The sequence below is a fragment of the Mycolicibacterium parafortuitum genome, assembly GCF_002086815.1.
GTDB lineage: Bacteria > Actinomycetota > Actinomycetes > Mycobacteriales > Mycobacteriaceae > Mycobacterium > Mycobacterium parafortuitum.
Genome location: NZ_MVID01000020.1, coordinates 96,273 through 120,052, shown reverse-complemented (window position 1 = coordinate 120,052; position 23,780 = coordinate 96,273). Strand labels below are relative to the sequence as shown.

The window sequence follows — 23,780 nt, the reverse complement described above, 5'->3', positions numbered from 1 at the left end:
CCCCTCCCCCTCCCCCCTTCCTCGCGAGCGTGCGTGTCTGCGGCGGACACGCCGCGTATTTCCCGAACTTCACGCACGCTCGTCGCGCAGCGACCATCCCCAAGCTCGACTTCATCCACAGGCGCTCTGCTTGCTGCGCAGCGTGATCCACGATGCGGTCGACGATCGACCCATGACAGACCTCGACGGGCTCTTCCGTGACCAGGGCGGTGTCGCGACGACCGGCCAACTGCTGGCGTACCTCACCCGCAGCCGCCTGGACATCGAGATTCGCGAGGGTGGTCTGATCAAGGTGTGGCCGGGCGTGTACAGCCGCGACGAGCCCGACATCCCCGCGCGACTTCGCGGCCTCGATCTGCGGGCGGGCGAACCCGTCGCGATCTGTCTGGGAACTGCCGCTGCCGCTTATGGTTTCGACACCGAGGACACCAGCGACATCCCGCTCTCAATCCGCGGCGGCACCAGCTACGCAACTCCGACGGGCTGATCGTGCATCGCCGCGACGGAGCGCCGCTGAGCGTGGTGGCGGGCAGGCCCGCGACCGCCGCCGCGTGGACCGCGGTCGAGGTGGCACGGTCGCTGCGCCGGCCCCGCGCGCTGGCGACGCTGGATGCCGCGCTGCGCAGCCGCACCTGCGACCGGCGCGGACTGACGGCGGCGGCCGCCCGGCAGGCCGGCCGTCGCGGCATCGTCGCGGTGCGGGACCTCATCCCGTTGGCTGACGGGCTGGCGGAGTCACCGATGGAAAGCGAGGCCCGACTGGCGATGCTGGACGGTGGGCTGCCCAGGCCGGTGTTGCAGTACGTGATCGTCGACCGGAGCCGACGGACGTGGCGACTCGACTTCGCCTGGCCGGAGTTCGGGCTTGCGGTGGAGTACGACGGCTTCGACTGGCACAGCGACCGCGAGCAGTTCGCCAGAGATCGGCAGAAGCGCGCGGCGCTGACCGAGATCGACTGGACGATGATCTCGATCGTCGCCGACGACGTCCGCAAGCACCCACGCGACATGGTCCGTCGCATCGAGCACGAGATGGCGAGACGCCTGCGGGCGGCGTGAGCGTGCGTGAAGTCTGCACATCACGCGGCGTGTCGGCCTCTGACACGCACGCTCGCGCCAGAAAAACTAGCAGCCCTTGAGGCGGACGGCCAGGTAGTCCGACACCTCGGAGATCGCGACCCGCTCCTGGCTCATCGAGTCCCGCTCGCGAATGGTGACCGCATGGTCCTCCAGCGAGTCGAAGTCCACGGTGATGCAGTACGGTGTGCCGATCTCGTCCTGGCGGCGGTAGCGGCGACCGATCGCGCCGGCGTCGTCGAACTCGACGTTCCAGCTGCGGCGCAACTCGGCGGACAGGTCGCGGGCCTTCGGCGACAGGTCGGCGTGGCGCGACAGCGGCAGCACCGCGGCCTTGACCGGGGCCAGTCGCGGATCCAGCCGCAGCACGGTGCGCTTGTCCACCCCGCCCTTGGCGTTGGGGGCCTCGTCCTCGTGGTACGCGTCGACCAGGAACGCCATCAGCGACCGGGTCAGGCCCGCTGCCGGCTCGATCACGTACGGCACGTAGCGGGTGTCGTTGGCCTGGTCGTAGAACGACAGGTCGACACCGGAATGCTTTGAGTGCGTGGACAAATCGAAGTTGGTGCGGTTCGCGATGCCTTCCAGCTCACCCCACGGGTTGCCGGCGAAGCCGAACTTGTACTCGATGTCGGTGGTGCCGTCGGAGTAGTGCGACAGCTTCTCCTTGGGGTGTTCGTACAGGCGCAGGTTGTCCCGCTCGATGCCGAGGTCGACGTACCACTGCAGCCGGGTCTCGATCCAGTACTTGTGCCATTCGGCCGCGGTGGACGGCTCGACGAAGAACTCCATCTCCATCTGCTCGAACTCGCGGGTGCGGAAGATGAAGTTGCCGGGGGTGATCTCGTTGCGGAAGCTCTTGCCGATCTGGCCGATACCGAACGGCGGCTTCTTGCGCGCGGTGGTCACCACGTTGGCGAAGTTGACGAAGATGCCCTGCGCGGTCTCCGGGCGCAGGTAGTGCAGACCCTCCTCGGATTCGATCGGGCCGAGGTAGGTCTTGAGCATCATGTTGAAGTCGCGCGGCTCGGTCCACTGCCCCTTGGTGCCGCAGTCCGGGCAGACGATCTCGCTCATCGGCACGTCATCGGGACCGGCGAAGCCCTTCTTCTCGCCGCCCTTCTCGAAGAAGGCTTCCTGCATGTGGTCCTGACGGTGCCGCTTGTGGCAGTTCAGGCACTCCACCAGCGGGTCGTTGAACACCTCGACGTGACCGGAGGCGACCCACACCTGGCGCGGCAGGATGATCGCGGAGTCCAGGCCGACGACGTCGTCGCGGCCGGTGACGACGGAGCGCCACCACTGCTTCTTGATGTTCTCCTTGAGCTCGACGCCCAACGGCCCGTAATCCCAGGCGGATTTGGTGCCGCCGTAGATCTCGCCGGACTGGAAAACCAGTCCGCGACGCTTGGCGAGGTTCGCAACGGTGTCGATGATCGAGGATGCCACGGGTTCACAGCGTAGCGAGGCGCCCATCGGGCCCCGCGCGATGTCCCCGATTGACATGCATGGGCGTGCATGTATCTTGGTCTCTAATGAAAACCGTTTCCAGTATGGCTGCGTCGCAGGACGTCCACGCCCACGGCGACACCCCGGCGGCCGAGCTCCCCACCCGGGCCGTGCTCGACACCGCCGGCGACCTGCTGCGCGCGCTCGCCGCCCCGGTGCGGATCGCGATCGTGCTGCAGTTGCGCGAGGACGCGCGGTGCGTGCACGAACTCGTCGACGCGCTCGACGTGCCGCAGCCGCTGGTGAGCCAGCATCTGCGCATCCTCAAATCGGCCGGCGTGGTCGAGGGCTCCCGGTCGGGCCGGGAAGTGCTCTACCGGCTGGTGGATCACCACCTGACCGACATCGTCGTCGCGGCCGTGACGCACGCCGCCGAGGGATCGGCGGGAGAACCGCGATGACGGGCGCGGTCCGCGCGACGCGGCAGCGCGCCGCGATCTCGGCGCTGCTGGAGAACCTCGACGACTTCCGCTCCGCGCAGGAGATCCACGACGAATTACGCCGCCGTGGTGAGGGAATCGGCCTGACGACGGTGTACCGGACGCTGCAGCAGATGGCCACCACGGGGCTGGTCGACACGCTGCGCACCGACACCGGCGAATCGGTGTACCGGCGCTGCTCGGAGCACCATCACCATCATCTGGTCTGCCGCGCATGCGGCTCGACGGTGGAGATCCAGGGCGGTCAGGTCGAGTCGTGGGCCGCCGATGTCGCCCACCAGCACGGCTTCACCGACGTCAGCCACGTCATCGAGATCTTCGGGATCTGCGGTCGGTGCGGGTCCGAGAACTGACCGCAGCGAACTAACGCCTGCGCCAGCCCACCACAGCGACGATCACCCCGGCGATCGCGATCAGCGGCCCGAGCACCGACCAGGTGGTGGTGTCGCTCATCGGGCTGCCCTGCACGGCGCCGAATCCCTGGAACGCGAACAGCGTGCCGAACAGCGCGACGATCACGCCGACGACGATCAATGCGATCCGCATGCCGTCACCCCACCATCGCGTGGCGGACATCGGTGCCGGTGGCCAGCACCATCAACACCAGCGTGCGCAACGCGTCGTCGGTCAGCCCGGCGGCCGGGAAGTTGTAGCGCAACAAGACATCACCCGTCTTCTGCGTCGTACCCTTGCCCGCACCGATCTTCTCCACCAGCGACACCGTGCCGAGCAGCGTGTCGTGGGCGTGTTTGGCGACCTTGGCCCGAATCTTGCTGTCCAGCGGCAGATCCCACGCGAGGACCTGCGTCAGCGACACCAGCTCCAGGCCTTCGGCGATACTCACCACCCGCAGCGACGCGAACGTCTCCTCGTGCTGCACGGTCAGCGCGCCGTCGTCCTCCCGGGTGACCGGCAGGATCTCCTCCAGCACGGTCGCGAGACGCTCCGCCAGGTCCATCGCCACTCCTAGGCGCGGCCGAAGCGGCGGTTGCGCTGGACGTACTCCTCGCACGCGGCCCACAGGTCGCGCCGGTCGTAGTCGGGCCAGAGCTTGTCCTGGAAGACGTACTCGGCGTAGGCCGCCTGCCACAACAGGAAGTTGCTCGCCCGCTGCTCCCCCGAGGTCCGGATGAACAGGTCGACATCGGGGATGTCGGCCCGGTGCAGGTGCTTGGCGAACTGCGCCTCGGTGATGCGGTTGGGTTTGATCTTGCCGTCGACGGCCTGCTGCGCGAGTTCCCGCGCCGCCTCCACGATCTCGGTGCGACCGCCGTAGTTCACGCAGTAGTTGATGGTGATGACGTCGTTGTCGACCGTCATCTGCTCGGCGATGTCGAATTCCTTGATGACGCTGCTCCACATGCGCGGTCGCGACCCCACCCAGCGCATCCGCACGCCCATGTCGTTGAGGTTCTCGCGGCGGCGGCGCACCACCTCCCGGTTGAACCCCATCAGGAAGCGCACCTCTTCGGTGCTGCGCTTCCAGTTCTCCGTCGAGAACGCGTACACCGTCAGGTGTTTGATGCCGATCTCGATCGCGCCGCAGGTGATGTCGATGAGCACCGCCTCGCCCATCTTGTGACCCTCGGTGCGGCCGAGCCCGCGCTGGGTGGCCCACCGTCCGTTGCCGTCCATCACCACCGCGACGTGCTGGGGCACCTGGTCGGCGGGAATCTGGGGAGCCGCTTCCTTCGAGGTGTGCTGCGGCGGGCGGGCGAACCGACCGTTGGTGCCCGCCGGGATCTCGGGGAAGACCACCGGCCAGGTGGACTTGTCCGGGAACGTCGGATAGTCGTCAGGCGCCGGAGGCAGCTGGGGGTAGCTGTTCTTCCGCTTGATTGCCATGCGCCATATCCTGCCTGATGCCCCTGGCAGCCTCGGCCCGACCCGGCCGCTCGACCAGTGGCAGCGTCCGCAGCTGGCGTTCCAGGTGCCATTGCAGATGCGCGGCGACCAACCCGCTGGCATGGCTGCGGTGCGCCGGGGTGGAGGTCACCGCGTGCTCCCAGTCGCCCTCGTAGAGCGCGGCCATCAGGTCGAGCACCGCCTGCGGCGGGGTCACCGACCCCGACGGCCTGCAGTGCACACACACGCTGCCGCCCGCGGCGACGTTGAAGGCGCGATGCGGCCCCGGGGCCGCGCACCGCGCGCATTCGACCAGCGCCGGCGCCCAGCCGGCCACCCCCATCGCGCGCAGCAGGTACGCGTCGAGGACGAGCTCACGCGGCCGGGTGCCGTCGGCGACGGCGCGCAGCGCGGCGACGGTGAGCCGGTGCAGCGCGGGGACCGGGGCGCGCTCCTCCCCCGCGATCCGCTCCGCGGTCTCCAGCATCGCGCAGGCACTGGTGTAGCGGCCGTAGTCGCTGACGATGTCGGAGGCGAACGCGTCGATGGCCTGGACCTGGGTGACGATGTCGAGGTTACGGCCCGGGTGCAGCTGAACGTCGATGTGCGCGAACGGTTCCAGCCGCGCGCCGAACTTGCTGCGGGTACGCCGCACCCCCTTGGCGACGGCGCGCACCAGGCCGTGATCCCGCGTGAGAAGACTCACGATCCGGTCGGCTTCGCCGAGCTTGTGCTGACGCAGCACGACCGCTCGGTCCCGGTACAGACGCATCCGCCAAGTCTCCCACTGCCGGGGGACGAATTTCGGTCCGCAGCGCCGATAGTCTTCTCACTGATGGCCGATTCGTCTTCCCGCAGCACCTCCCGCCCCCGGTTTCCCACCCGGTTTCCAACGCTGGGCAACCAGCTGTTTCAGCTCGCCAGCGGCACCGCCACCTCCGTCGACCTGGTGCGTCGCTCGCTGGCGGCGATCGAGGCCAGCCAACCGACGCTCAACGCGTTCCGGGTGGTACTGACCGAGCAGGCCCTCGCGCAGGCCGCCGAGGCCGACCGGGTCCGCGCCGCGGGGCACGACCCGGCCCGCCGGCCCCTGCTCGGTATCCCGATCGCGGTCAAGGACGACGTCGACGTCGCAGGGGTCCCCACCCGCTTCGGCGCCTCCGGCGAGATCCGGCCCGCCGACGCCGACGCCGAGGTGGTGCGCAGGCTCCGCGCCGCCGGCGCGGTGATCGTCGGCAAGACCAACACCTGCGAGCTCGGCCAGTGGCCGTTCACCAGTGGACCGGCCTTCGGCCACACCCGTAATCCGTGGTCGCGGGAGCACACCCCGGGCGGATCGTCGGGCGGCAGTGCCGCCGCGGTCGCCGCGGGCCTGGTCGCGGCCGCGATCGGGTCCGACGGCGCGGGCAGCGTCCGCATCCCGGCCGCATGGACGCATCTGGTCGGGATCAAACCCCAGCGCGGCCGCATCTCGACCTCGCCGCTGCCGGAGGCGTTCAACGGCATCACCGTCAACGGCGTGCTGGCCCGCACGGTGTCCGACGCGGCGCTGGTGCTCGACGCGGCGTCGGGCAACGCGCCCGGGGACCTGCACACCCCGCCGCCGGTGTCGGTGTCCGACCACGTGTCCCGCGCACCGGGACCGCTGCGCATCGCGATGTCGACGAAGTTCCCGTTCACCGGGTTCCGGGCCACCCTGCATCCGGAGATCCGCTCGGCGCTGTCCGGCGTCGCCGAGCAGCTGGCCGAGCTCGGACACACCGTCGTCGCCGCCGACCCCGACTACACGGTGCGGATGTCGTGGAACTTCCTGTCCCGCTCGACCTCCGGTATCCCCGAATGGATGGACCGGCTGGGCCGCAATGCGCCCGGCGGCGTCACGTGGGACCGGCGCACCCTGTCCAACGCCCGGATGGGCTGGCTGCTGTCGCAGAACACACTGCGCAAGGCGCGCGCCGCCGAAGCCGAGGCGCAGCAGCGGATCGGCTGGATCTTCAACCTCGCCGACGTCGTGCTCGCCCCGACGACGGCCCTGCCGCCACCGAAGGTGCATGCGTTCGACGCGCTCGGCGGGCCGGCCACCGACCGCATGATGATCCGGGCCTGCCCGGTGACGTGGCCGTGGAATCTGCTCGGCTGGCCGTCGATCAACGTCCCGGCCGGGTTCACCTCCGACGGGTTGCCGATCGGTGTGCAGCTGATGGGGCCCGCCAACAGCGAACCGCTGCTGATCTCGCTGGCGGCGGCGCTGGAGGCGCTCAACGGCTGGGCCAGATACCAGCCCGAGAACTGGTGGGCTCCGCAGCCGCCGACGGAGCCGGATCTGACCGCTCCGGACTCGGTGACCGGCCGGGTCGCGTAGTCTCCCGCTGTGACCGTCAGCAACCTCGTGCGCACGCTGCCCGCCCTCGCGGTGGCCGGCGCGCTGGTCGTCGGCACGCCCGCGGCCCATGCCGACAATCGGCGGCTCAACGAGAGTGTGGCCGTCAACGTCTACACGATCCAGCACCACGCCGGATGCGACACCGAGATCCAGATCAACCCGCAGCTGCAGCTCGCGGCGCAGTGGCACGCCAACGACGTACTGCGCAACCGGGCACTGGACGGCGACATCGGCTCCGACGGGTCCACCCCGCAGGTGCGCGCCAACAATGCCGGGTTCGTCGGCACGGTCGCCGAGACCGTCGCGATCAACCCGGCGCTGGCGATCAGCGGCATCGAGATCCTCAACCAGTGGTACTACCGTCCCGATTACATGGCGATCATGTCGAACTGCGCCAACACCCAGATCGGCGTGTGGTCGGAGAACAGCCTCGACCGCTCGGTTGTCGTCGCGGTCTACGGTCAGCCCGGCTGACCTCTTTCAAGTTCTGCATCCAAATCCAGTTTGCACTCCTACTCTTTTCAGGGTGCGCGTGTCGTGGCCGCTGGTCGGCCGCTCCGGGGAGCTTCGGACGGTCGAGGCTGCGCTCGCGTCGGCCGAGATGTCCGGGGTGGTCATCTACGGCGCCGCCGGGGTCGGTAAGAGCCGGGTCGCGCGCGAGGCACTGTCCACCGCGGCCGGACACGGCTGGATCACCCGGTGGGCGGTCGGCACCTCATCCGCGCGGTCGATTCCGCTGGGCGCGTTCACCACATGGGCGCCGCCGGGCGTGGCCGAACCGGTGCAGCTGCTGCGCGGTGTGATCGACGCACTGACCGCGGCGCCCGCCGGTGAGCCGGTGGTCATCGGGATCGACGATGTCCATCTGCTCGATGACCTGTCGACGTTCGTCGTGCACCAGATCGTCTCGCGGCAGGCGGCGAAGCTGATCCTCACCGTTCGGGAGGGCGACCCGATCCCGCCTGCCATGCAGGAGGTCTGGCGGGCCGGACGGCTGGAGCGGCTCCACATGCAGCCGCTGCCGCTGCCCGAGACCACCGGCCTGCTGTCGCAGGTGCTCGGCGGGCCGGTGGAACCGGATGCGGCCCAGCGGCTTTGGAACCTGACGCTGGGCAACACGCTGTATCTGTCCCATATCGTCGAGCAGGAGATCGCCGACGGCCGCATCACGTCGGTGGACGGGACATGGCACTGGGTCGGGGACCCGCGGCTGCCGCCGAGCCTGGTCGAACTGATCGAATCCCGCACCGGCGATCTGCCCGGACCCGTCGGCGACGTGATCGACGTGCTCGCCGTCGGCGAGCCCGTCGAACTGGATGCGCTGCGCAAGATCGTCGAACCGGATGCGGTCGAGGAGGCCGAGACCCGCGGCCTGATCCTGCTGGCGCCCACCGCGACAGGCCATCACGTCCGCCTGTCGCATCCGATCTACGGCGAGGTCCGGCGAAAACACGCCCCCGCGACCAAACTTCGCCGGCTGCGGCGGATGGTCGCGACCGAACTCGCGGCGTCCGCCGAGCGCGACGAGATCCCGGTGCTGGTGCGGCGCGCGGCGTTGAGCCTGGACTCGGATCTGGCCCCGGACGCCGACCTGCTGACCCGGGCCGCGCACGGCGCCGTGTGGCTCGCCGATCTTGTTCTGGCCGAACGGCTTGCGCTGGCGGCTGTGCGGGCGGGTGCCGGCGCGGAGCCGAGTCTGGTGCGCGCGCACGCGCTGTCGTGGCTGGGCCGCGGACAGGAGGCCGACGAGGTGCTGGCCGCGATCGACCCGACCGCCCTGACCGACCGCGAACGTGCCCGGCTGGCATTCCTGCGGGCCAGCAACCTGCTGTGGGCACTCGGCGATCCGGACGGGGCGAAGGCGTTGATCGACGAGGCCTCCCGGAGCACGCCGGCGAAGGACCGCGGCTACATCGACGCGTTCCTGGCGGTGTACTGGTTCGCGATGGACGAGCCCGCGGCAGCGCTGGCCGCATCCGAGGATCTCGCGCCCGAGGACATGCCTCCGGTGGTCGGAGCCGAAACCGCCTGGGTGCTGTCCACCATCCACGGCGACGCCGGCCGCACCACCACCGCGGTCACCCGTGCCCAGTCCGGATACGTCGCCGCCACAAGGGATTTCGACAATCCGCAGATGCGGTTCAACATCGCCGACTCCCACGTCGGGGCGCTGCTGCTGGCCGGACGCATCGACGAGGCCCGCGAGGTGGCTGCGCAGGTACACGGTCAGGCCGCCAACCTCCCCGGGGCGACGCAACTGATCGGGACGGCGGTGGCGGGCCGTGCCGCGCTCGGTGCCGGCGACCTTCGCCAGGCCTGCACGCTGCTCGAGCACGCGGCAACCGGGCTGTGCGCCAACCATTCTCTCGGCTGGGGCTACCGGTACCAGATCCCGTGGGCCACCGCGCTGGCGATGCGCGGCGACACCGCCGCCGCGGCGGAGACATTGCAGGCGCTGACGTCGATGCCGCGCCCGTTCCGCAAGCTCGACCATGAGCACAGCGTGGCCGGCGCCTGGGTGGCCGCCAGTCAGGGTGCGGCCAGTGAGGCGGTCAACATCCTGCTGCCCGCCGCCGAGCGGGCAGCGGCGGCAGGGCAGTTCGCCGCCGAGGTCATCTGCCTGCAGACCGCGGCCCAGTTCGGTGAACGAGGCTGCGGCGCACGGCTGTCGGTGTTGGCCGAAATCGTCGAGGGGCCGCGGGCCGCGCTGGCGGCGCGGTTCGCCGAGGCATTGGCGCACGGCGACGCCCCCGGACTCGCCACGGTCGCAGAACAATTCGCCCAGATCGGCGATCACGTCGCGGCCGTCGATGCGAGCTCACATGCCGCGATCGAATACCGCCGCCGCGGGCTGCGGGGGTCCTCGCTGGGATGCTCCGCGCACGCGACCCGGTTGGCCGAAGAGTTCGGCATCAGCACGCCGGCGCTGCGTCAGGCCAGTGGCCGGCTGCCGCTGACCGACCGCGAGTACGAGATCGTGATGCTGATCGGCGAAGGTCTGTCGAATCGCGCCGTCGCCGAGCGGCTGACCCTGTCGGTGCGGACCGTCGAAAGCCACATCTACCGGGCGATGTCGAAGACCGGCACCTCCACCCGCGAGGAACTCGCCGCACTGCTCCCCCGCCGGACGGGCTGACGCGTCGGGTCATCCCGCGCGGCGTGGCGATGAGTTCTGCCCGCCGGTGCAGTCTGTTCTGTGTGGGCAGACTCATCTACGGCATGAACGTGTCTCTGGACGGCTACATCGCCGATGCGCGCGGCGACATCGACTGGTCCGATCCGAGCGAGGAACTGCACCAGTACTGGAACGACTTCGAGCGTGAGACCGCGTTGGCGTTCTACGGTCGGCGGCTCTACGAGCTGATGTCCGCGTACTGGCCGACCGCGGACCAGGATCCGGATGTGCCGCCGCTGATCGCCGACTTCGCTCAGATCTGGCGTGACATGCCCAAGGTCGTGTTCTCCCGCACGCTGGAGTCCGTCGACTGGAACTCCCGGCTCGAGCGGGGCGACCCGGTCGAGGTGGTCAGAAAACTCAAGGCCGAGACCGACGGCCAACTGGAGGTCGCCGGCGCGACACTGGCCGCACCGATCGTGCGGGCCGGACTGGTCGACGAGTACCGGCTGGTGATCGGACCGACCGCGGTGGGCGGTGGCATCCCGTTCTTCCCGACCCTGCCGTCGTGGATTTCGTTGCGGCTGATGGAGAGCCGCACCTTCCCGGGCGGCGCGATCCTGGTTCGCTACGAGGCGGCCACCTAGAAGCGCGGCGACCTAAAAGCCCAGCCGGCCCAACTGTTTCGGATCGCGCTGCCAGTTCTTCGCGATCTTGACCCGCAGGTCGAGGTAGACCTTCGTGCCGAGCAGCTTCTCGATCTGGGTGCGCGCCGCGGTGCCGACCTCACGCAGCCGCGCACCGCCCTTGCCGATCACGATGCCCTTCTGGGAATCCCGCTCGACGTAGAGGATCGCGTGCACGTCGATCAGCGGATCGTCCTCGGGACGACCGGGACGTTCCTCGACCTCGTCGATCACCACGGCCAGCGAATGCGGGAGTTCGTCGCGCACACCTTCGAGCGCGGCTTCCCGGATCAACTCGGCCATCAGCACTTCTTCGGGCTCGTCGGTCAACTCGCCGTCCGGGTAGAACGCGGGACCGGGAGGCAACTGCGCGACCAGGACGTCGACCAGCACGTCGAGCTGTTCGCCGGAGGTGGCCGACACCGGCACGATCTCGGCATCGGAGCCGAACAGCTCACTGACCGCCAGCAGTTGTTCGCCGACACGATCTTTGGACACCTTGTCGATCTTGGTGACGATCGCGATCAGCTTGGTGCGCGGGGCGATGGTGCGGATCTGTTCGTAGATCCACCGGTCTCCCGGTCCGATCTTCTCGTCGGCCGGGATGCACATCCCGATGACGTCGACCTCGGAGTAGGTGTCCTTGACCAGATCGTTGAGCCGCTGGCCGAGCAGCGTCCGGGGACGATGCAGTCCGGGGGTGTCGACCAGCACGATCTGGAAGTCGTCACGGTGCACGATGCCGCGGATCGTGTGGCGGGTGGTCTGCGGGCGGTTGGAGGTGATCGCCACCTTGGACCCGACCAGCGCGTTGGTCAGCGTCGACTTGCCCGTGTTCGGCCGGCCGACGAAACAGACGAAGCCGGACCGGAATTCGGTGTCCTCACTCATAGCGGGGTACCCGACCGGTCGGTGACGATGATCGTCGCGCCTGCGGAGAGTTCACGTACGGCCGCGACCCCGGCGTCGTCGGCCGAGCCGCCGACGAGCACGGCGGCCTCCAGGCCCGCCGCCCCGCTGGACACCGCCGCGGCGACCGCGGCCTGCAGCGCCGTGAGCGTCAGCGCGTCGAGCGTGACCGGCGCGCCCGCGTAGGTCCTGCCGTCGAGGTCACGGACCGCGGCGCCACTGGCGGCTTCCGCGCGCCCCATCGCACCGCGGGCCAGCACCACCAGCTTGGTGTCTTCGTCGTCGAGGACCTGGGTCATTCTCGTTCTTCTCCGTCTTCGGGTTTCGGTTCGACAGGGCTGACCAGCACGGTGCTGACCCGGACCCGGCCGCGCGGATCCGGTCCGCCCTCGGCGCGCAGCCGCAGGCCGTCCCATTCGACCTCGGCGCCGGGCAGCGGCACGCGGCCCAATTCCAGGGCGACGAGGCCGCCGACGGTGTCGACGTCGAGGCCCTCGTCGAAGTGGATGCCGTAGAGCTCGCTGAGATCTTCGATGGGCAGTCGTGCCGACACCCGGTAGCGGTGATCGCCCAGGTCCTCGACCGGGGCCACCTCGTCGGTGTCGTATTCGTCGGCGATCTCGCCGACGATCTCCTCCAGTACGTCCTCGATCGTGACCAGCCCGGCGATCGCGCCGTATTCGTCGACCAGCAGCACCATGTGCACGCGGTCGCGCTGCATCTCGCTGAGCAGCGTGTCCAGCGGTTTGGAGTCCGGCACGAAGACCGGCTTGCGCATCACCGCCGACACCGCGGTGTCCCGGCCGGCGTTGTTGGAGTAGTAGGTCTTCTGGACGAGGTCCTTGAGGTAGACCACACCGACGATGTCGTCGACGTTCTCACCGATGACCGGGATGCGGGAGTGCCCGCTGCGCACGGCCAAGGAGGTCGCTTGACCTGCAGTTTTATCACTTTCGATCCACACCATCTCGGTGCGGGGCACCATCACCTCGCGCGCGGCGGTGTCCCCCAGCTCGAACACCGACTGGATCATCCGGCGTTCGTCGTCGGCGACGACGCCGCGCTGCTGCGCGAGGTCGACCACCTCACGCAGCTCGATCTCCGACGCGAACGGGCCGTTGCGGAACCCGCGCCCCGGCGTCAGCGCATTACCGACCAGCACCAGCAACCGGCTGATCGGCGTCAGCACCACCGAGATCGCTTGCAGCGGAAGCGCGGTCACCAGCGCGATGGTGTAGGCGTTCTGCCTGCCCACCGTCCTCGGCCCGACCCCCACCACCACGAAGCTGACCACCGTCATGATCGCCGCGGCGGCCATCAGGCCGCGGCTGACCCCGAAGTAGTCGTCCAGATAGGCGGCCATCAACACCGTCGCGGTGACCTCGCATGTCATGCGCAGCAGCACGATGAGGTTGATGTAGCGCGGCCGGTCGACCATCAGTTCCAGCAGGCGCACCGCACCGGGTCGTTCCTCGCGCACCAGTTCCTCGACGCGCGCGATCGACACGGTGCTCAGCGCCGCGTCGATGGCGGCGAACAGGCCGCCGAAGCCCACCAGCACGATCGCGCCGATCAGTTGTCCGAGGTTCGTCACAGAGTGTCGCCCGCGGTCACGGCATGTCGAAGTATCGGGACTTGTCCAGCAAGCTGCGGTCCTTCTCGGTCTGCCGGTCCTGGTGGTAGGCCGCGACCTGCTCGGCCACCCACTCCTCGAGAAGCTCGCGCTGCAGCGCGAACATCTCCTTCTCCTCGTCCGGTTCGGCGTGGTCGTAGCCCAGCAGGTGCAGCACCCCGTGCACCGTCAGCAGCGCCAGTTCCTGGCCGAGGGTGTGCCCGGCGTCGGCGGCCTGCTTGGCGGCGAACTCGGGGCACAGCACGATGTCGCCGAGCATCGACGGACCGGGCTCGGGTGCGTCGGGGCGCCCACCGGGCTCGAGCTCGTCCATCGGAAAGCTCATCACGTCGGTCGGCCCCGGCAGATCCATCCACCGCATGTGCAGATCGGCCATCGCCGCGGTGTCGACGAGCACCATCGACAGTTCGGCGCCGGGGTTGACGTCCATCTTGCTGATCACGAAGCGAGCGACGCTGACGAGTTCGGATTCGGAAACGTCGATGCCCGATTCGTTGGACACCTCAATGCTCATCGCTTTTCCACGTCTCTGTTTCTCAGTCCTGTTACCGCCGTGGACGTCCCGAGCTCGACGCGCGCCGCTGGGCCCTGTTCATCAGCGTGGGTTCCTCGTGTTTGGCTGCTGCCCTCTCATAGGCGTCCACGATCTCGGAGACCAGCCGGTGCCGCACCACGTCGGCGCTGGTGAGTTCGGCGAAGTGGATGTCGTCGACGTCGCCGAGCACCCGCATCGCGGTGTTCAGCCCGGACGGCGCACCGCCGGGCAGGTCGACCTGCGTGACGTCGCCGGTGACAACCATTTTCGAGCCGAACCCGAGCCGGGTCAGGAACATCTTCATCTGCTCGCCGGTGGTGTTCTGCGCCTCGTCGAGGATGATGAACGCGTCGTTGAGCGAGCGGCCGCGCATGTAGGCCAGCGGCGCGACCTCGATGACGCCGGCGCTCATCAGTTTCGGGATCAGCTCCGGATCCATCATGTCGTGCAGCGCGTCGTAGAGCGGCCGCAGATACGGGTCGATCTTCTCGCTCAGCGTGCCGGGCAGGAAGCCAAGGCGCTCACCGGCTTCCACGGCGGGCCGGGTCAGGATGATCCGGCTGACCTGCTTGGTCTGCAGCGCGCTGACGGCCTTGGCCATCGCGAGGTAGGTCTTGCCGGTGCCGGCCGGGCCGATCCCGAACACGATGGTGTGAGCGTCGATCGCGTCGACGTAGCGCTTCTGGTTCAGCGTCTTGGGCCGGATCGTCTTGCCGCGCCGCGACAGGATGTCCAGCGTCAGCACCTCGGCCGGCGACTCCTCGACCTCTCCGCTGAGCATCGCCACGGTGTGGCGCACCGCGTCGGCGGTCAGCGGCTGGCCGCTGGCGACCACCTCGACGAGTTCGGAGATGGCTCGTTCGGCCAGCGCGACGTCGGCGGGGTCACCGGCGATGGAGATCGAATTACCGCGCGCGTGGATGTCGGCGGGCAGCAGGCGTTCCAGTGCGCGCAGGTTCTCGTCGGCCGAGCCCAACAGGCCCATGACGTACTCGGGCGGAACCGTAATGCTGCTGCGGACCTGCGCTCCAGGAGAAGGGGATGCGTCCGAGCCGGCGCTCTCGCGGGACACCACGTGTGGTTTTCTGCCTGCTTTCTGGGTTTCGTCCGATGCTGGTGAGAACCCAGTTTAGCCCGGTCGGTGCTGCGTCCCCAACTGGTTACCGGCGGCACGCGGCGGCCGCGACCGCACCACCTGCGGCCACCAGAACCAGCGGCCCAGCAGCGTCGCGATCGACGGCATCATGAACGCGCGCACCACGAACGTGTCGAACAGCAGACCGAGCCCGATGGTCGTGCCGACCTGGGCGATCACCCGCAGGTCGCTGACCACCATCGATGCCATGGTCAGCGCGAACACCACGCCGGCGACCGTGACGACGCTGCCGGTGCCACCGATCGAGCGGATGATTCCGGTCTTGATGCCGGCGCCGATCTCCTCCTTGAACCGCGACACCAACAGCAGGTTGTAGTCCGAGCCCACGGCGATCAGCGCGATGATCGACATCACCAGCACCATCCAGTGCAGCTCGACGCCGATGATGTGCTGCCAGATCAGCACCGAGACGCCGAAGGACGCGCCCAGCGACAGTGCGACCGTGCCCACGATGACGATCGCGGCGATCAGGCTGCGGGTCAGCACCAGCATGATCATCAGGACCAGACACAGCGCCGCGAGGATCGCGATCATCATGTCGTAACGGGAACCGTCGGACATGTCCTTGAAGGTCGCCGCGGTGCCGCCGAGCTGGATGGTGGCGTCTTCGAGCGGGGTGCCCTTGAGCGCCTCGATCGCCGCGATCTTGATGGGCTCGACGCGGGCGAGGGCCTCGGGGGTGGTCGGGTCACCGCGATGGGACACCAACAGCCGGACGGTCTTGCCGTCGGGTGAGAAGAAGCTCTCCATCGCCCGCTGGAAGTCCTCGTTCTCGAACACCTCCGGCGGCAGGTAGAAGGAGTCGTCGTTCATGGCCCGGTCGAACGCTTTCCCCATCTCGGTGGATCCTGCGCTCAGCTCGTCCATCTGGTCGTAGAAGCCGCCCATGGTGGCGAACGTCGTCAACATCATGTGACGCATGCTCTCCATGGTCTCGATCATCGGCGGGAACGTGGCGAGCATCTGCGGCAGCAGCGCGCGCATCGTCTCCATGTTCACCAGCGCCTTGTCGAACGACTCGGTCATGGTGGAGATGCCGTCCATCGAGTCGAACAGCGAGCGGAACGACCAGCACAGCGGGATGTTGTAGCAGTGCGGTTCCCAGTAGAAGTAATTGCGGACCGGGCGGAACTGATCGTCGAAGTTGGCGATCATGTCGCGGATCTGATGCACGGTCTGCTGCATCTCGGTGAAGTCGTCGATCATCACGGTGGTGACCGTCGACAGCTGCGTCATCAGCCCGTACATGGTGCGCATGGTCCCGATCGTGCGGCCCAGGTCCTCGGCCTGGGTCTGCATGTCTTTCATGCGGTCCTTCATCAGCTTCATGTTCTGCACCTGGCTGACACCCTGCATGCTGATCAGGAACGGGATCGAGGTGTTCTCGATCGGTGCGCCGTCGGGCCGGCTCGGCGCCTGGACGCGGGCCACTCCCTCGACGGCGAACACCCGCTTGGCCAGTCGGTCCAGGACCAGGAAGTCCGACGGGTTGCGCAGATCGCGGTCGGATTCGACCAGCAGGATCTCGGGGCTCATCCGCGACAGCGAGAAGTGCTCGGTCGCGGCCTGCAGCCCGGCGTTGGCCGGGATCGACTCCGGGATGTAGCGGGTGTCGTCGTAGCTGGTCTGGTAACCGGGCAGGGCCGCAAGCCCGACGAACGACAGCGCCAGCGAGCCCACCAGGACGGGCCCGGGCCAGCGCACCACCGTGGTGCCGACCCGGCGCCAGGCACGGATGCGCATCGCGCGTTTGGGTTCCAGCAGACCGAACCGGCTGCCGACGGACACGACCGCCGGTCCGAGGGTCAGCGCGACGGCAACACCGGCGGCGATGCCGACCGCGCACGGAACCCCCATGCTCTGGAAATACGGCATCCGGGCGAAGGACAGGCAGAGCATCGCGCCGGCAATGGTCAGACCGGAGCCCAACACGACATGCGCGGTGCCGCGGAACATCTCGTAGTAGGCCTCTTCGTGGGTGGCGCCGGAGGTCCGGGCCTCCTGATAGCGGCCGACCAGGAAGATCACGTAGTCGGTACCAGCCGCGACCGCCAGGGAGATCAGCAGGTTCGTCGCGTAGGTGGACAGGCTGATGATCTCGTAGTGGGCCAGCGCGGCGACGACGCCGCGGGCTACCACCAACTGGATGCCGACGACGGCGAGCATCAGCGCGACGGTGGAGATCGAGCGGTAGAAGAACAGCAGAAGCACGATGATCACCACGAAGGTGACCAGCAGGACGATCGCCATGCTGCTCTCGCCCGCGATGTTCACGTCGGCGATCAACGGTGCCGGCCCGGTCACGTGAACCTTCACCCCGGGTGGCGGCGGTGAGTTCGCGACGATGTCGCGGACCGCGGCGACGGCCTCGTTGGATTCGGTCTCACCCATGTTGCCGGCCAGGTTGAGCGTGGCGTACGCGGCCCGGCCGTCAGAGCTCTGGGCGGCGGCCTCGGTCAGCGGGTCACCCCACATGTCCTGGATGTTGCGGACGTGCTCGGTGTCAGCGGTCAGGTCGGCGATCAGACCGTCGTAATAGTCGTGGGCGGCCTCGCCGAGGGGCTCGTCGTTCTCGCTCTCCAGCACGATCAGGGCGATCGAGTCGGAGTCCGACTCTTCGAACAGCCTGCCCATGTCGGCCATCGCCTGCATCGACGGCGCGTTGCTCGGGCTCATCGACACCGCGTTCTTCGCCGCGACGACCTCGAGTTGGGGCACCAGCGCATTGAGGGCCACGGCGAGCAGCAGCCAGCCCAGGATGATCGGAACGGCCAGCCGCCGGATCCACTGCGGGATGGGCCGGGGTTCCCGAAGGTTGCGGCGGGCCTGGGGATCGTCGCTGTCGTGTCTCATCACGAGGTCGTGGCGCATCAGGAGGCCTTCGCGATGCAGTAGATGTAGGCGCTGACGTTGGAGATCGTGCGTTCGTCCTTGACCCGGCCGTCGCCGGTGATGCGGCACCCGATGAAGCTGCCGTCGCCCTGGGCGACGACGTTTCCGGTCAGGGCCACGGCATCGGTCTCGATGTCGACCGACCACGGCAGGGGGACGTTCACGAGCTGGGTCGCGTCGCCCTCGGCGTCGGTGTAGTTGATGTCGGCGACCGCACCGGGCTCACCCCAGATCTCGTAGCGCAGGATCTTCGGGTCGGACTTGTTCGAATCCTCGGTCACGTTTCCCGCGTAGGTCGGCAGCGGATTCGAGGCGAACATGCCCCGCAGCCGCCACACCGCGAAACCGGCGACGACCAGCACGATCACCAAAACGAGCGGTATCCACGCTCGGGTCACACGGGTGAGAATCGGAGGTCCTTCTGGCTCGGCGCGATCCGCGGGGCGGTGAGGGCTAGAGGGAAGGCTAACCTATCTAACCGTCGCCCGTGGGACTACCCCCCGGGGGTGTATCAGGACCAGCGTCGGGTCAGCACTCCGAGCGCTCCCAGCGCCACGGCCGCCGCGGTGGAGGTGCGCAGCACCGTCGGTCCGAGCCGCACGGTGTGGGCGCCGGCGTCGGTCAGCGCGGCCAACTCGTCGTCGGTGATACCGCCCTCGGGCCCGACGACCAGGGTCAGCGCTTCCGTGCCGGACGGAACCGCTCCGGCCAGCGGTTCGGTCGCCGATTCGTGCAGCACCAGCACGGATCCCGGTGGCGCGGAACGGGTCGACTCGATCAGATCGCGCAGCACCGCCACACCGTCGACGGCCGGGATGTACGGGCGCCGGGACTGCCGGGCCGCCGACCGCGCGACGGCGGACCACCGGCGCAGCCCCTTCTCCGTCTTGGCGGCGCCGTCCCAGCGCGCGACGCACCGCGCGGACTGCCACGCGACGAACGCATCCGCGCCGGCTTCGGTGGCGAGTTCGATCGCCAACTCGGAACGATCCGATTTCGGCAGCGCCTGCACGACGGTCACCGTCGGCACCGGCGGTTCGACGACGCGCCGGTCCTGGACGCGCGCGGTCAGGCGCCCCTTCGCGACGTCCTCGACGATGCAGTGCGCGACCACTCCGGCGCCGTCGGACAGGTCGAGGTGCTCCCCCGCCCTGGTCCGGCAGACCGTCGCCGCGTGGTGGCCCTCGTCGCCGTCGACGACGGCGAGCCCACCGACGTCGGGGACCCCGTCGTCGACGTAGAACAGACTGCGCACGCCGGAACTAGCGGCCGGTGAAGGTCTCGCGCAGCCGGGAGAACAGCCCGCCGCCGTGCGAACCGGATGCGCCGCCCTGTGTGGACCGCACCTCGGCCTCGGCGCGACTGCGTTCCTTGAAGGTGCGCAGCAGTTCGGCGTCCTCGTGGTCGAGCCGGGTAGGCACCATGACGTCGATGTGTGCGTGCAGGTCGCCGCGCACCCCGGAGCGCAGGTGCGGCATCCCGCGACCGCGCAGGGTGGTCACCGATCCCGGCTGCGTACCGGCCGGGATCGTGATCTCGGTGGGCCCGTCGAGGATCGCGTCGACCGTGACGGTCGTGCCGAGCGCGGCGTCGACCATCGGCACCGAGACCGTGCAGTGCAGATCGTCGCCCTCACGCACGAAGACCGGATGCGGCTTCTCGTGCACCTCGACGTAGAGGTCGCCCGCGGGTCCACCACCGGGGCCGACCTCGCCCTGGGCGGCCAGCCGCACCCGCATCCCGTCCCCGACACCGGCGGGGATCTTCACGCTGATCTCGCGGCGCGCACGCACCCGGCCGTCACCGGCGCAGCGGTTACAGGGGTTGGGGATGACCTCGCCGACCCCGCCGCAGACCGGGCACGGGCGCGACGTCATCACCTGGCCGAGCAGCGATCGCTGCACCGTCTGGATCTCGCCGCGGCCGCCACACGTGTCGCAGGTGACCGGCTGCGAATCCCCGTGTGTGCCCTTGCCGTGACACAGGTCGCACAGCACCGCGGTGTCGACGGTGACCTGCTTGGTCACGCCGGTCGCGCATTCCTCGAGGTCGAGGCGCATCCGCAGCAGCGAATCCGAACCGGGCCGGACGCGGCCGACCGGTCCGCGCGACGCGGTGCCGCCGCCGAAGAACGCCTCGAAGACGTCCCCGAGACCACCGAACCCGGAGAAGCCCCCGGCGCCGGCCGCCGCGGACTCCAGCGGATCGCCGCCGAGGTCGACGATGCGGCGCTTCTCCGGATCGCTGAGCACCTCGTACGCGGCGCTGATCTCCTGGAAGCGCGCCTGCGCGGCCTCGTCGGGATTCACATCGGGGTGCAGTTCGCGCGCGAGCCTGCGGTAGGCGCGCTTGATCTCCGAATCACTCGCGTTCTTGCTCACTCCGAGCAGCCCGTAATAGTCGCGTGCCACGTTCACCTTTCCCACCCGACCGACCCGCGTAACCCCCGAAGAGGTCCGCAGGTCAGCGGTTACCTAAGACTTCGCCAATATAGAGAGCAACCGCGGCGACGTTGCTGATGGTTCCCGGATAGTCCATCCGTGTGGGACCCAACACACCCATGCCGCCGAACACTTTGCCGGAACTGCCGTACGCCGTGCTGACCACCGAGGTGTTCGCCATCTCCTCGGCCTCGGTCTCGTGGCCGATCCGCACCGTAACCTTGCCCGCCTCCTGTTGCTGGGCGAGCAGCCGCAGGACCACCACCTGTTCCTCGAGTGCCTCGAGCACCGACCGCAGGGAGCCGCCGAAATCGGCGGTGTTGCGCGTCAGGTTCGCGGTCCCACCCAGCAGCAGCCGCTCCTCGCGGTGCTCGACCAGGGTCTCGACCAACACCGTGGCCGATCGGCCCACGGCGTCGGCCAGCGTGCCCTGGCCGTTGAGATGGGTCGCCAGGTCGGAGACCGCCACCGACGCGGTGGCCAACGGCTTGCCCTCCAGGGCCTGACCCAGCAGGTCGCGCAGCTGGCTCAGCTCGTCCTCGGAGATCGCGTCGCCGAGTTCGACGATGCGCTGATCCACGCGGCCGGAGTCGGTGATCACTACAAGAAGCAGCCGCGCCGGCGTCAGCCCGACGACTTCGAGACGACGCACCGTCGACGACGACAGCATCGGGTACTGGACGACCGCGACCTGGCGGGTCAGTTGGGCCAGCAGCCTCACCGCCCTGCGCAGTACGTCGTCGAGGTCGACACCGGATTCCAGAAAGCTCAGGATGGCCCGCCGCTCGGCGCTGGACATCGGCTTGACGACGTCGAGCCGGTCGACGAATTCGCGATAGCCCTTCTCGGTCGGTACGCGGCCGGAGCTGGTGTGCGGCTGGGTGATGTAGCCCTCCGCCTCCAGCACCGCCATGTCGTTGCGCACCGTCGCGCTGGACACGCCGAGATTGTGGCGATCCACCAGGGTCTTGGACCCGATCGGTTCCTTGGTCTCGACGAAATCGGCGACGATCGCGCGCAGTACTTCGAAGCGACGGTCGTCAGCACTGCCCATTGCTCACCTCACCCTGACGTTAAGCGGACCTGGCTCTCCCATTTTACGGGCACGCCCGGACACGGGGCGTGCTCGGCGCGGGCGGGATACCCTGGCGAGCAAAAGTCAGAGTCATTGCGGGGACCGAGGACAGCGAAGGCGCGTTCGATGATCTTCAAAGGGGTGCGCGACGGCAGGCCCTATCCGGACCACGGGTTGTCCCATCGACAGTGGGCCCAGATCCCGCCCCGCCAGATCCGGCTCGACGAATTGGTCATGACGACAACGGTTCTCGCGCTGGACCGGCTGCTCTCCGAGGACTCGACCTTCTACGGCGATCTGTTTCCCCACGCGGTCAAGTGGCGCGGCAACGTCTACCTCGAAGACGGGTTGCACCGGGCCGTTCGGGCCGCGCTGCGCAACCGCACGGTGCTGCACGCGCGGGTGTTCGACATGGACGCCCCGCTACCGCAGCCCAGCTGAACCGTCGCCACGCGCGACCGACGGTTTGGGCAATCTCTTCATCACGCGGGGCGTGCGCCCTCTCGGCCGCTGCCTGCTCTCTGTGTTGCAGGTCATAGAAATTTAGGTAAGCCAAACCTGCCACACTTTAGGTAACCCTCAGCTAAGGTCTGCGTTCACAGGAAAAACACAGCTAACGAATAGGAGTCCCCTGTGAAAGCCGATCTTCGTGCGGGTGGCGTCAACAAGTTCGCACTCGCCGGCGCCGCGGTGGCCACCGCGAGCGCGATGGCCGTGGCCCCGGTGACCGTGACACCGACCGCCCCTGCGCTGCCCGAATTCTCGACCTCGATGGAGCTCTCGGCGTTCCAGAACCCGTTGACGCTGTGGGCGACGACGATCTCGAACACGCTGACCACCACCGGCGGGCTGGGAACCAACATCGTCACGCAGCACACCGCGCTGGGCGACACCCTGGGTGACCCGGCCATCCGCGCGGAGATCCTGCAGTCCCTGGTCGGGACCATCGGCAACCCCGTCGCGATCTTGCGGGAGGCGCTCGCGTTCCCGGCCACCTACGGCGACCGCATCAAGGCGGCGCTCGCGTCCGCGGGCGGAGCATCGGGCGATGCGCTGTCGAAGCTGCCCGCGGTGCTGCAGACCTCGCTCGGCCACCTGTTGCGTGGTGAGTTCCTGTTGGCGTTCGGCGAGCTGAACTACTGGTTCCTCACCGACGGCCTGAGCGACGGCCGCGGCGCCCTGCTCGACGCGCTGCGCATCCCGGGCGACTTCCTCGAGTCGATCGGGCTCGATCCACTGGCCCGCATCCTCGGCACCTCCTGGATGGACGAGGGCACCAACGGACCCGGTTACGGGCCCGGCCTGCTGTCGCGCGGGGTGATCGGCAACTTCGGCCGCGCCCTGCTCGCGCCGGCGGTCACCGCGATCTTCCAGACCGTCGAGATCCTCGACAGCGCTCGCGAGGCCCTCTTCTCGGGTGATCTCGTGACGCTGGCCAGCGAGGTCATCAACGCCCCGGCCAAGATCCTCAACGCGTTCCTGAACGGCTACGTGCCCGATTTCGTGACCGACCCGGACAGCCCGTACCCGCCCGGGCCCGGACAGAGCTTCCCCGGCCTGCTTTCCCCCACCGGGACGTTCGACTTCTTCTTCGTCCAGATCCCGCAGCAGATCGTGCGGGCACTGAAGATGGAGAAGCCTGCGCCGGCAGCCACCGCGGCGTTCGCCGGGGTCTCCGATTCACCGGCCGATGCGTCGGTGGGTCAGGTTTCCGACACGATCACCCTCGATCTGGTGTCCAGCGAGACCGGTACGGCCCCCGAGGGCGACGACGGCGCCCCGGCGCCCGTCGACGAGGTCGACGAGGTCGACGAGGTCGACGAACTCCCCGTCGACGAACTGCCTGCCGAGGAGCCCGCCGACGTCGACGAGGTGGACGACGTCGACGAGGTCGAGGAGTCCGACGACACGGAGCCCTCCGACGAGCCCTCCGACGAGCCCTCCGACGAGGACTCCACGGACGACAGCGCCGGCGGCGACGACACCGAGTCCGATGCCGGCGAGTCGACCAGCCGGACCAGCAGCAAGCCCAGCGCCGGCGACGAGTGATCGCACCGGCTCTCGGGGGCGGCCGAATCCGGCTG

Annotated in this window: 23 protein-coding genes and 1 pseudogene; 9 read left to right on the top strand and 15 right to left on the bottom strand. The window is 68.7% G+C overall.

Annotation, left to right across the window (positions count from 1 at the left end; translation table 11 throughout):
- The first annotated feature begins 172 nt into the window (after positions 1 to 172).
- Positions 173 to 1,059 (top strand): annotated as a pseudogene (locus BST38_RS20105) (endonuclease domain-containing protein).
- A gap of 66 nt (positions 1,060 to 1,125) precedes the next feature.
- On the opposite strand, the gene BST38_RS20100 reads toward BST38_RS20105, so the two are convergent.
- Positions 1,126 to 2,553 (bottom strand): glycine--tRNA ligase, encoded by a 1,428-nt coding sequence (locus BST38_RS20100; protein WP_083145233.1) that lies wholly within the window; start codon positions 2,551 to 2,553, stop codon positions 1,126 to 1,128.
- 59 nt (positions 2,554 to 2,612) lie between these two features.
- Here BST38_RS20100 and BST38_RS20095 point away from each other — a divergent pair, with 59 nt between their 5' ends.
- Together BST38_RS20095 and BST38_RS20090 are read left to right on the top strand one after the other, a co-directional pair.
- Positions 2,613 to 2,987: an ArsR/SmtB family transcription factor gene (locus BST38_RS20095; protein WP_083145232.1), complete on the top strand. Its 375-nt coding sequence runs from the start codon at positions 2,613 to 2,615 to the stop codon at positions 2,985 to 2,987.
- The gene (locus tag BST38_RS20090; RefSeq protein ID WP_083145231.1) at positions 2,984 to 3,379 is read left to right on the top strand and encodes a Fur family transcriptional regulator; all 396 of its coding nucleotides are present in this window, start codon (positions 2,984 to 2,986) and stop codon (positions 3,377 to 3,379) included. Before BST38_RS20095 ends, BST38_RS20090 begins: the two co-directional genes overlap by 4 nt.
- Positions 3,380 to 3,389: 10 nt before the next feature.
- Here the strand turns inward: BST38_RS20090 and BST38_RS20085 are convergent, their stop codons facing one another.
- The 4 genes from BST38_RS20085 to recO are packed head-to-tail and all read right to left on the bottom strand — an operon-like array spanning position 3,390 to position 5,643.
- Positions 3,390 to 3,572, bottom strand: a complete 183-nt coding sequence (locus BST38_RS20085) for a hypothetical protein (RefSeq protein ID WP_083145230.1) — start codon at positions 3,570 to 3,572, stop codon at positions 3,390 to 3,392.
- Positions 3,573 to 3,576: 4 nt separating this feature from the next.
- A complete protein-coding gene (locus tag BST38_RS20080; protein ID WP_083145243.1) occupies positions 3,577 to 3,984 on the bottom strand; it encodes a hypothetical protein in 408 nt (135 codons plus the stop codon).
- Positions 3,985 to 3,992: 8 nt separating this feature from the next.
- The gene (locus BST38_RS20075) at positions 3,993 to 4,871 is read right to left on the bottom strand and encodes a decaprenyl diphosphate synthase (RefSeq protein WP_083145229.1); all 879 of its coding nucleotides are present in this window, start codon (positions 4,869 to 4,871) and stop codon (positions 3,993 to 3,995) included.
- Positions 4,822 to 5,643 carry a DNA repair protein RecO gene (gene recO, locus BST38_RS20070; protein WP_083145228.1) on the bottom strand — a complete coding sequence of 274 codons (822 nt, stop codon included), beginning with the start codon at positions 5,641 to 5,643 and terminating at the stop codon, positions 4,822 to 4,824. Before recO ends, BST38_RS20075 begins: the two co-directional genes overlap by 50 nt.
- Positions 5,644 to 5,706: 63 nt before the next feature.
- Between recO and BST38_RS20065 the strand changes: the two genes are divergently transcribed.
- From BST38_RS20065 to BST38_RS20050, 4 genes are all read left to right on the top strand, one after another.
- Positions 5,707 to 7,233 carry an amidase gene (locus BST38_RS20065; protein WP_083145227.1) on the top strand — a complete coding sequence of 509 codons (1,527 nt, stop codon included), beginning with the start codon at positions 5,707 to 5,709 and terminating at the stop codon, positions 7,231 to 7,233.
- A 9-nt stretch (positions 7,234 to 7,242) separates the two neighbouring features.
- Complete coding sequence (locus BST38_RS20060; RefSeq protein WP_083145226.1) at positions 7,243 to 7,728, top strand: CAP domain-containing protein; 486 nt, start codon at positions 7,243 to 7,245, stop codon at positions 7,726 to 7,728.
- Positions 7,729 to 7,780: 52 nt separating this feature from the next.
- Positions 7,781 to 10,390, top strand: coding sequence for a LuxR C-terminal-related transcriptional regulator (locus BST38_RS20055; protein WP_083145225.1), 2,610 nt, complete (start codon positions 7,781 to 7,783; stop codon positions 10,388 to 10,390).
- A 62-nt stretch (positions 10,391 to 10,452) separates the two neighbouring features.
- Positions 10,453 to 11,016, top strand: a complete 564-nt coding sequence (locus BST38_RS20050; RefSeq protein ID WP_083145224.1) for a dihydrofolate reductase family protein — start codon at positions 10,453 to 10,455, stop codon at positions 11,014 to 11,016.
- Positions 11,017 to 11,028: 12 nt separating this feature from the next.
- Here the strand turns inward: BST38_RS20050 and era are convergent, their stop codons facing one another.
- From era to hrcA, 10 genes are all read right to left on the bottom strand, one after another.
- A complete protein-coding gene (era, locus tag BST38_RS20045; protein ID WP_083145223.1) occupies positions 11,029 to 11,946 on the bottom strand; it encodes a GTPase Era in 918 nt (305 codons plus the stop codon).
- Complete coding sequence (locus tag BST38_RS20040; protein ID WP_083145222.1) at positions 11,943 to 12,263, bottom strand: cytidine deaminase-like protein; 321 nt, start codon at positions 12,261 to 12,263, stop codon at positions 11,943 to 11,945. The genes era and BST38_RS20040 overlap by 4 nt, the downstream gene beginning before the upstream one ends.
- Positions 12,260 to 13,558, bottom strand: a complete 1,299-nt coding sequence (locus BST38_RS20035) for a hemolysin family protein (protein WP_083145221.1) — start codon at positions 13,556 to 13,558, stop codon at positions 12,260 to 12,262. The genes BST38_RS20040 and BST38_RS20035 overlap by 4 nt, the downstream gene beginning before the upstream one ends.
- 16 nt (positions 13,559 to 13,574) lie before the next feature.
- Positions 13,575 to 14,111 carry an rRNA maturation RNase YbeY gene (gene ybeY / locus BST38_RS20030; RefSeq protein WP_083145220.1) on the bottom strand — a complete coding sequence of 179 codons (537 nt, stop codon included), beginning with the start codon at positions 14,109 to 14,111 and terminating at the stop codon, positions 13,575 to 13,577.
- Positions 14,112 to 14,142: 31 nt separating this feature from the next.
- Complete coding sequence (locus tag BST38_RS20025; protein WP_083145219.1) at positions 14,143 to 15,207, bottom strand: PhoH family protein; 1,065 nt, start codon at positions 15,205 to 15,207, stop codon at positions 14,143 to 14,145.
- Positions 15,208 to 15,261: 54 nt separating this feature from the next.
- Complete coding sequence (locus BST38_RS20020; RefSeq protein WP_083145242.1) at positions 15,262 to 18,141, bottom strand: MMPL/RND family transporter; 2,880 nt, start codon at positions 18,139 to 18,141, stop codon at positions 15,262 to 15,264.
- A gap of 17 nt (positions 18,142 to 18,158) precedes the next feature.
- Positions 18,159 to 18,578 (bottom strand): MmpS family transport accessory protein, encoded by a 420-nt coding sequence (locus BST38_RS20015; protein WP_110781815.1) that lies wholly within the window; start codon positions 18,576 to 18,578, stop codon positions 18,159 to 18,161.
- Between the two features lie 113 nt (positions 18,579 to 18,691).
- Positions 18,692 to 19,435: a 16S rRNA (uracil(1498)-N(3))-methyltransferase gene (locus BST38_RS20010; protein WP_083145218.1), complete on the bottom strand. Its 744-nt coding sequence runs from the start codon at positions 19,433 to 19,435 to the stop codon at positions 18,692 to 18,694.
- A 7-nt stretch (positions 19,436 to 19,442) separates the two neighbouring features.
- Positions 19,443 to 20,591 (bottom strand): molecular chaperone DnaJ, encoded by a 1,149-nt coding sequence (gene dnaJ / locus BST38_RS20005; protein WP_083145240.1) that lies wholly within the window; start codon positions 20,589 to 20,591, stop codon positions 19,443 to 19,445.
- 52 nt (positions 20,592 to 20,643) lie between these two features.
- On the bottom strand, positions 20,644 to 21,675 hold the full coding sequence (gene hrcA / locus BST38_RS20000) for a heat-inducible transcriptional repressor HrcA (RefSeq protein ID WP_083145217.1): 1,032 nt from the start codon (positions 21,673 to 21,675) through the stop codon (positions 20,644 to 20,646).
- Positions 21,676 to 21,822: 147 nt separating this feature from the next.
- Here hrcA and BST38_RS19995 point away from each other — a divergent pair, with 147 nt between their 5' ends.
- Both BST38_RS19995 and BST38_RS19990 read left to right on the top strand, forming a co-directional pair.
- Complete coding sequence (locus tag BST38_RS19995) at positions 21,823 to 22,137, top strand: type II toxin-antitoxin system VapB family antitoxin (RefSeq protein ID WP_083145216.1); 315 nt, start codon at positions 21,823 to 21,825, stop codon at positions 22,135 to 22,137.
- Between the two features lie 192 nt (positions 22,138 to 22,329).
- Positions 22,330 to 23,745 carry a hypothetical protein gene (locus BST38_RS19990; RefSeq protein WP_083145215.1) on the top strand — a complete coding sequence of 472 codons (1,416 nt, stop codon included), beginning with the start codon at positions 22,330 to 22,332 and terminating at the stop codon, positions 23,743 to 23,745.
- Positions 23,746 to 23,780: the final 35 nt, after the last annotated feature.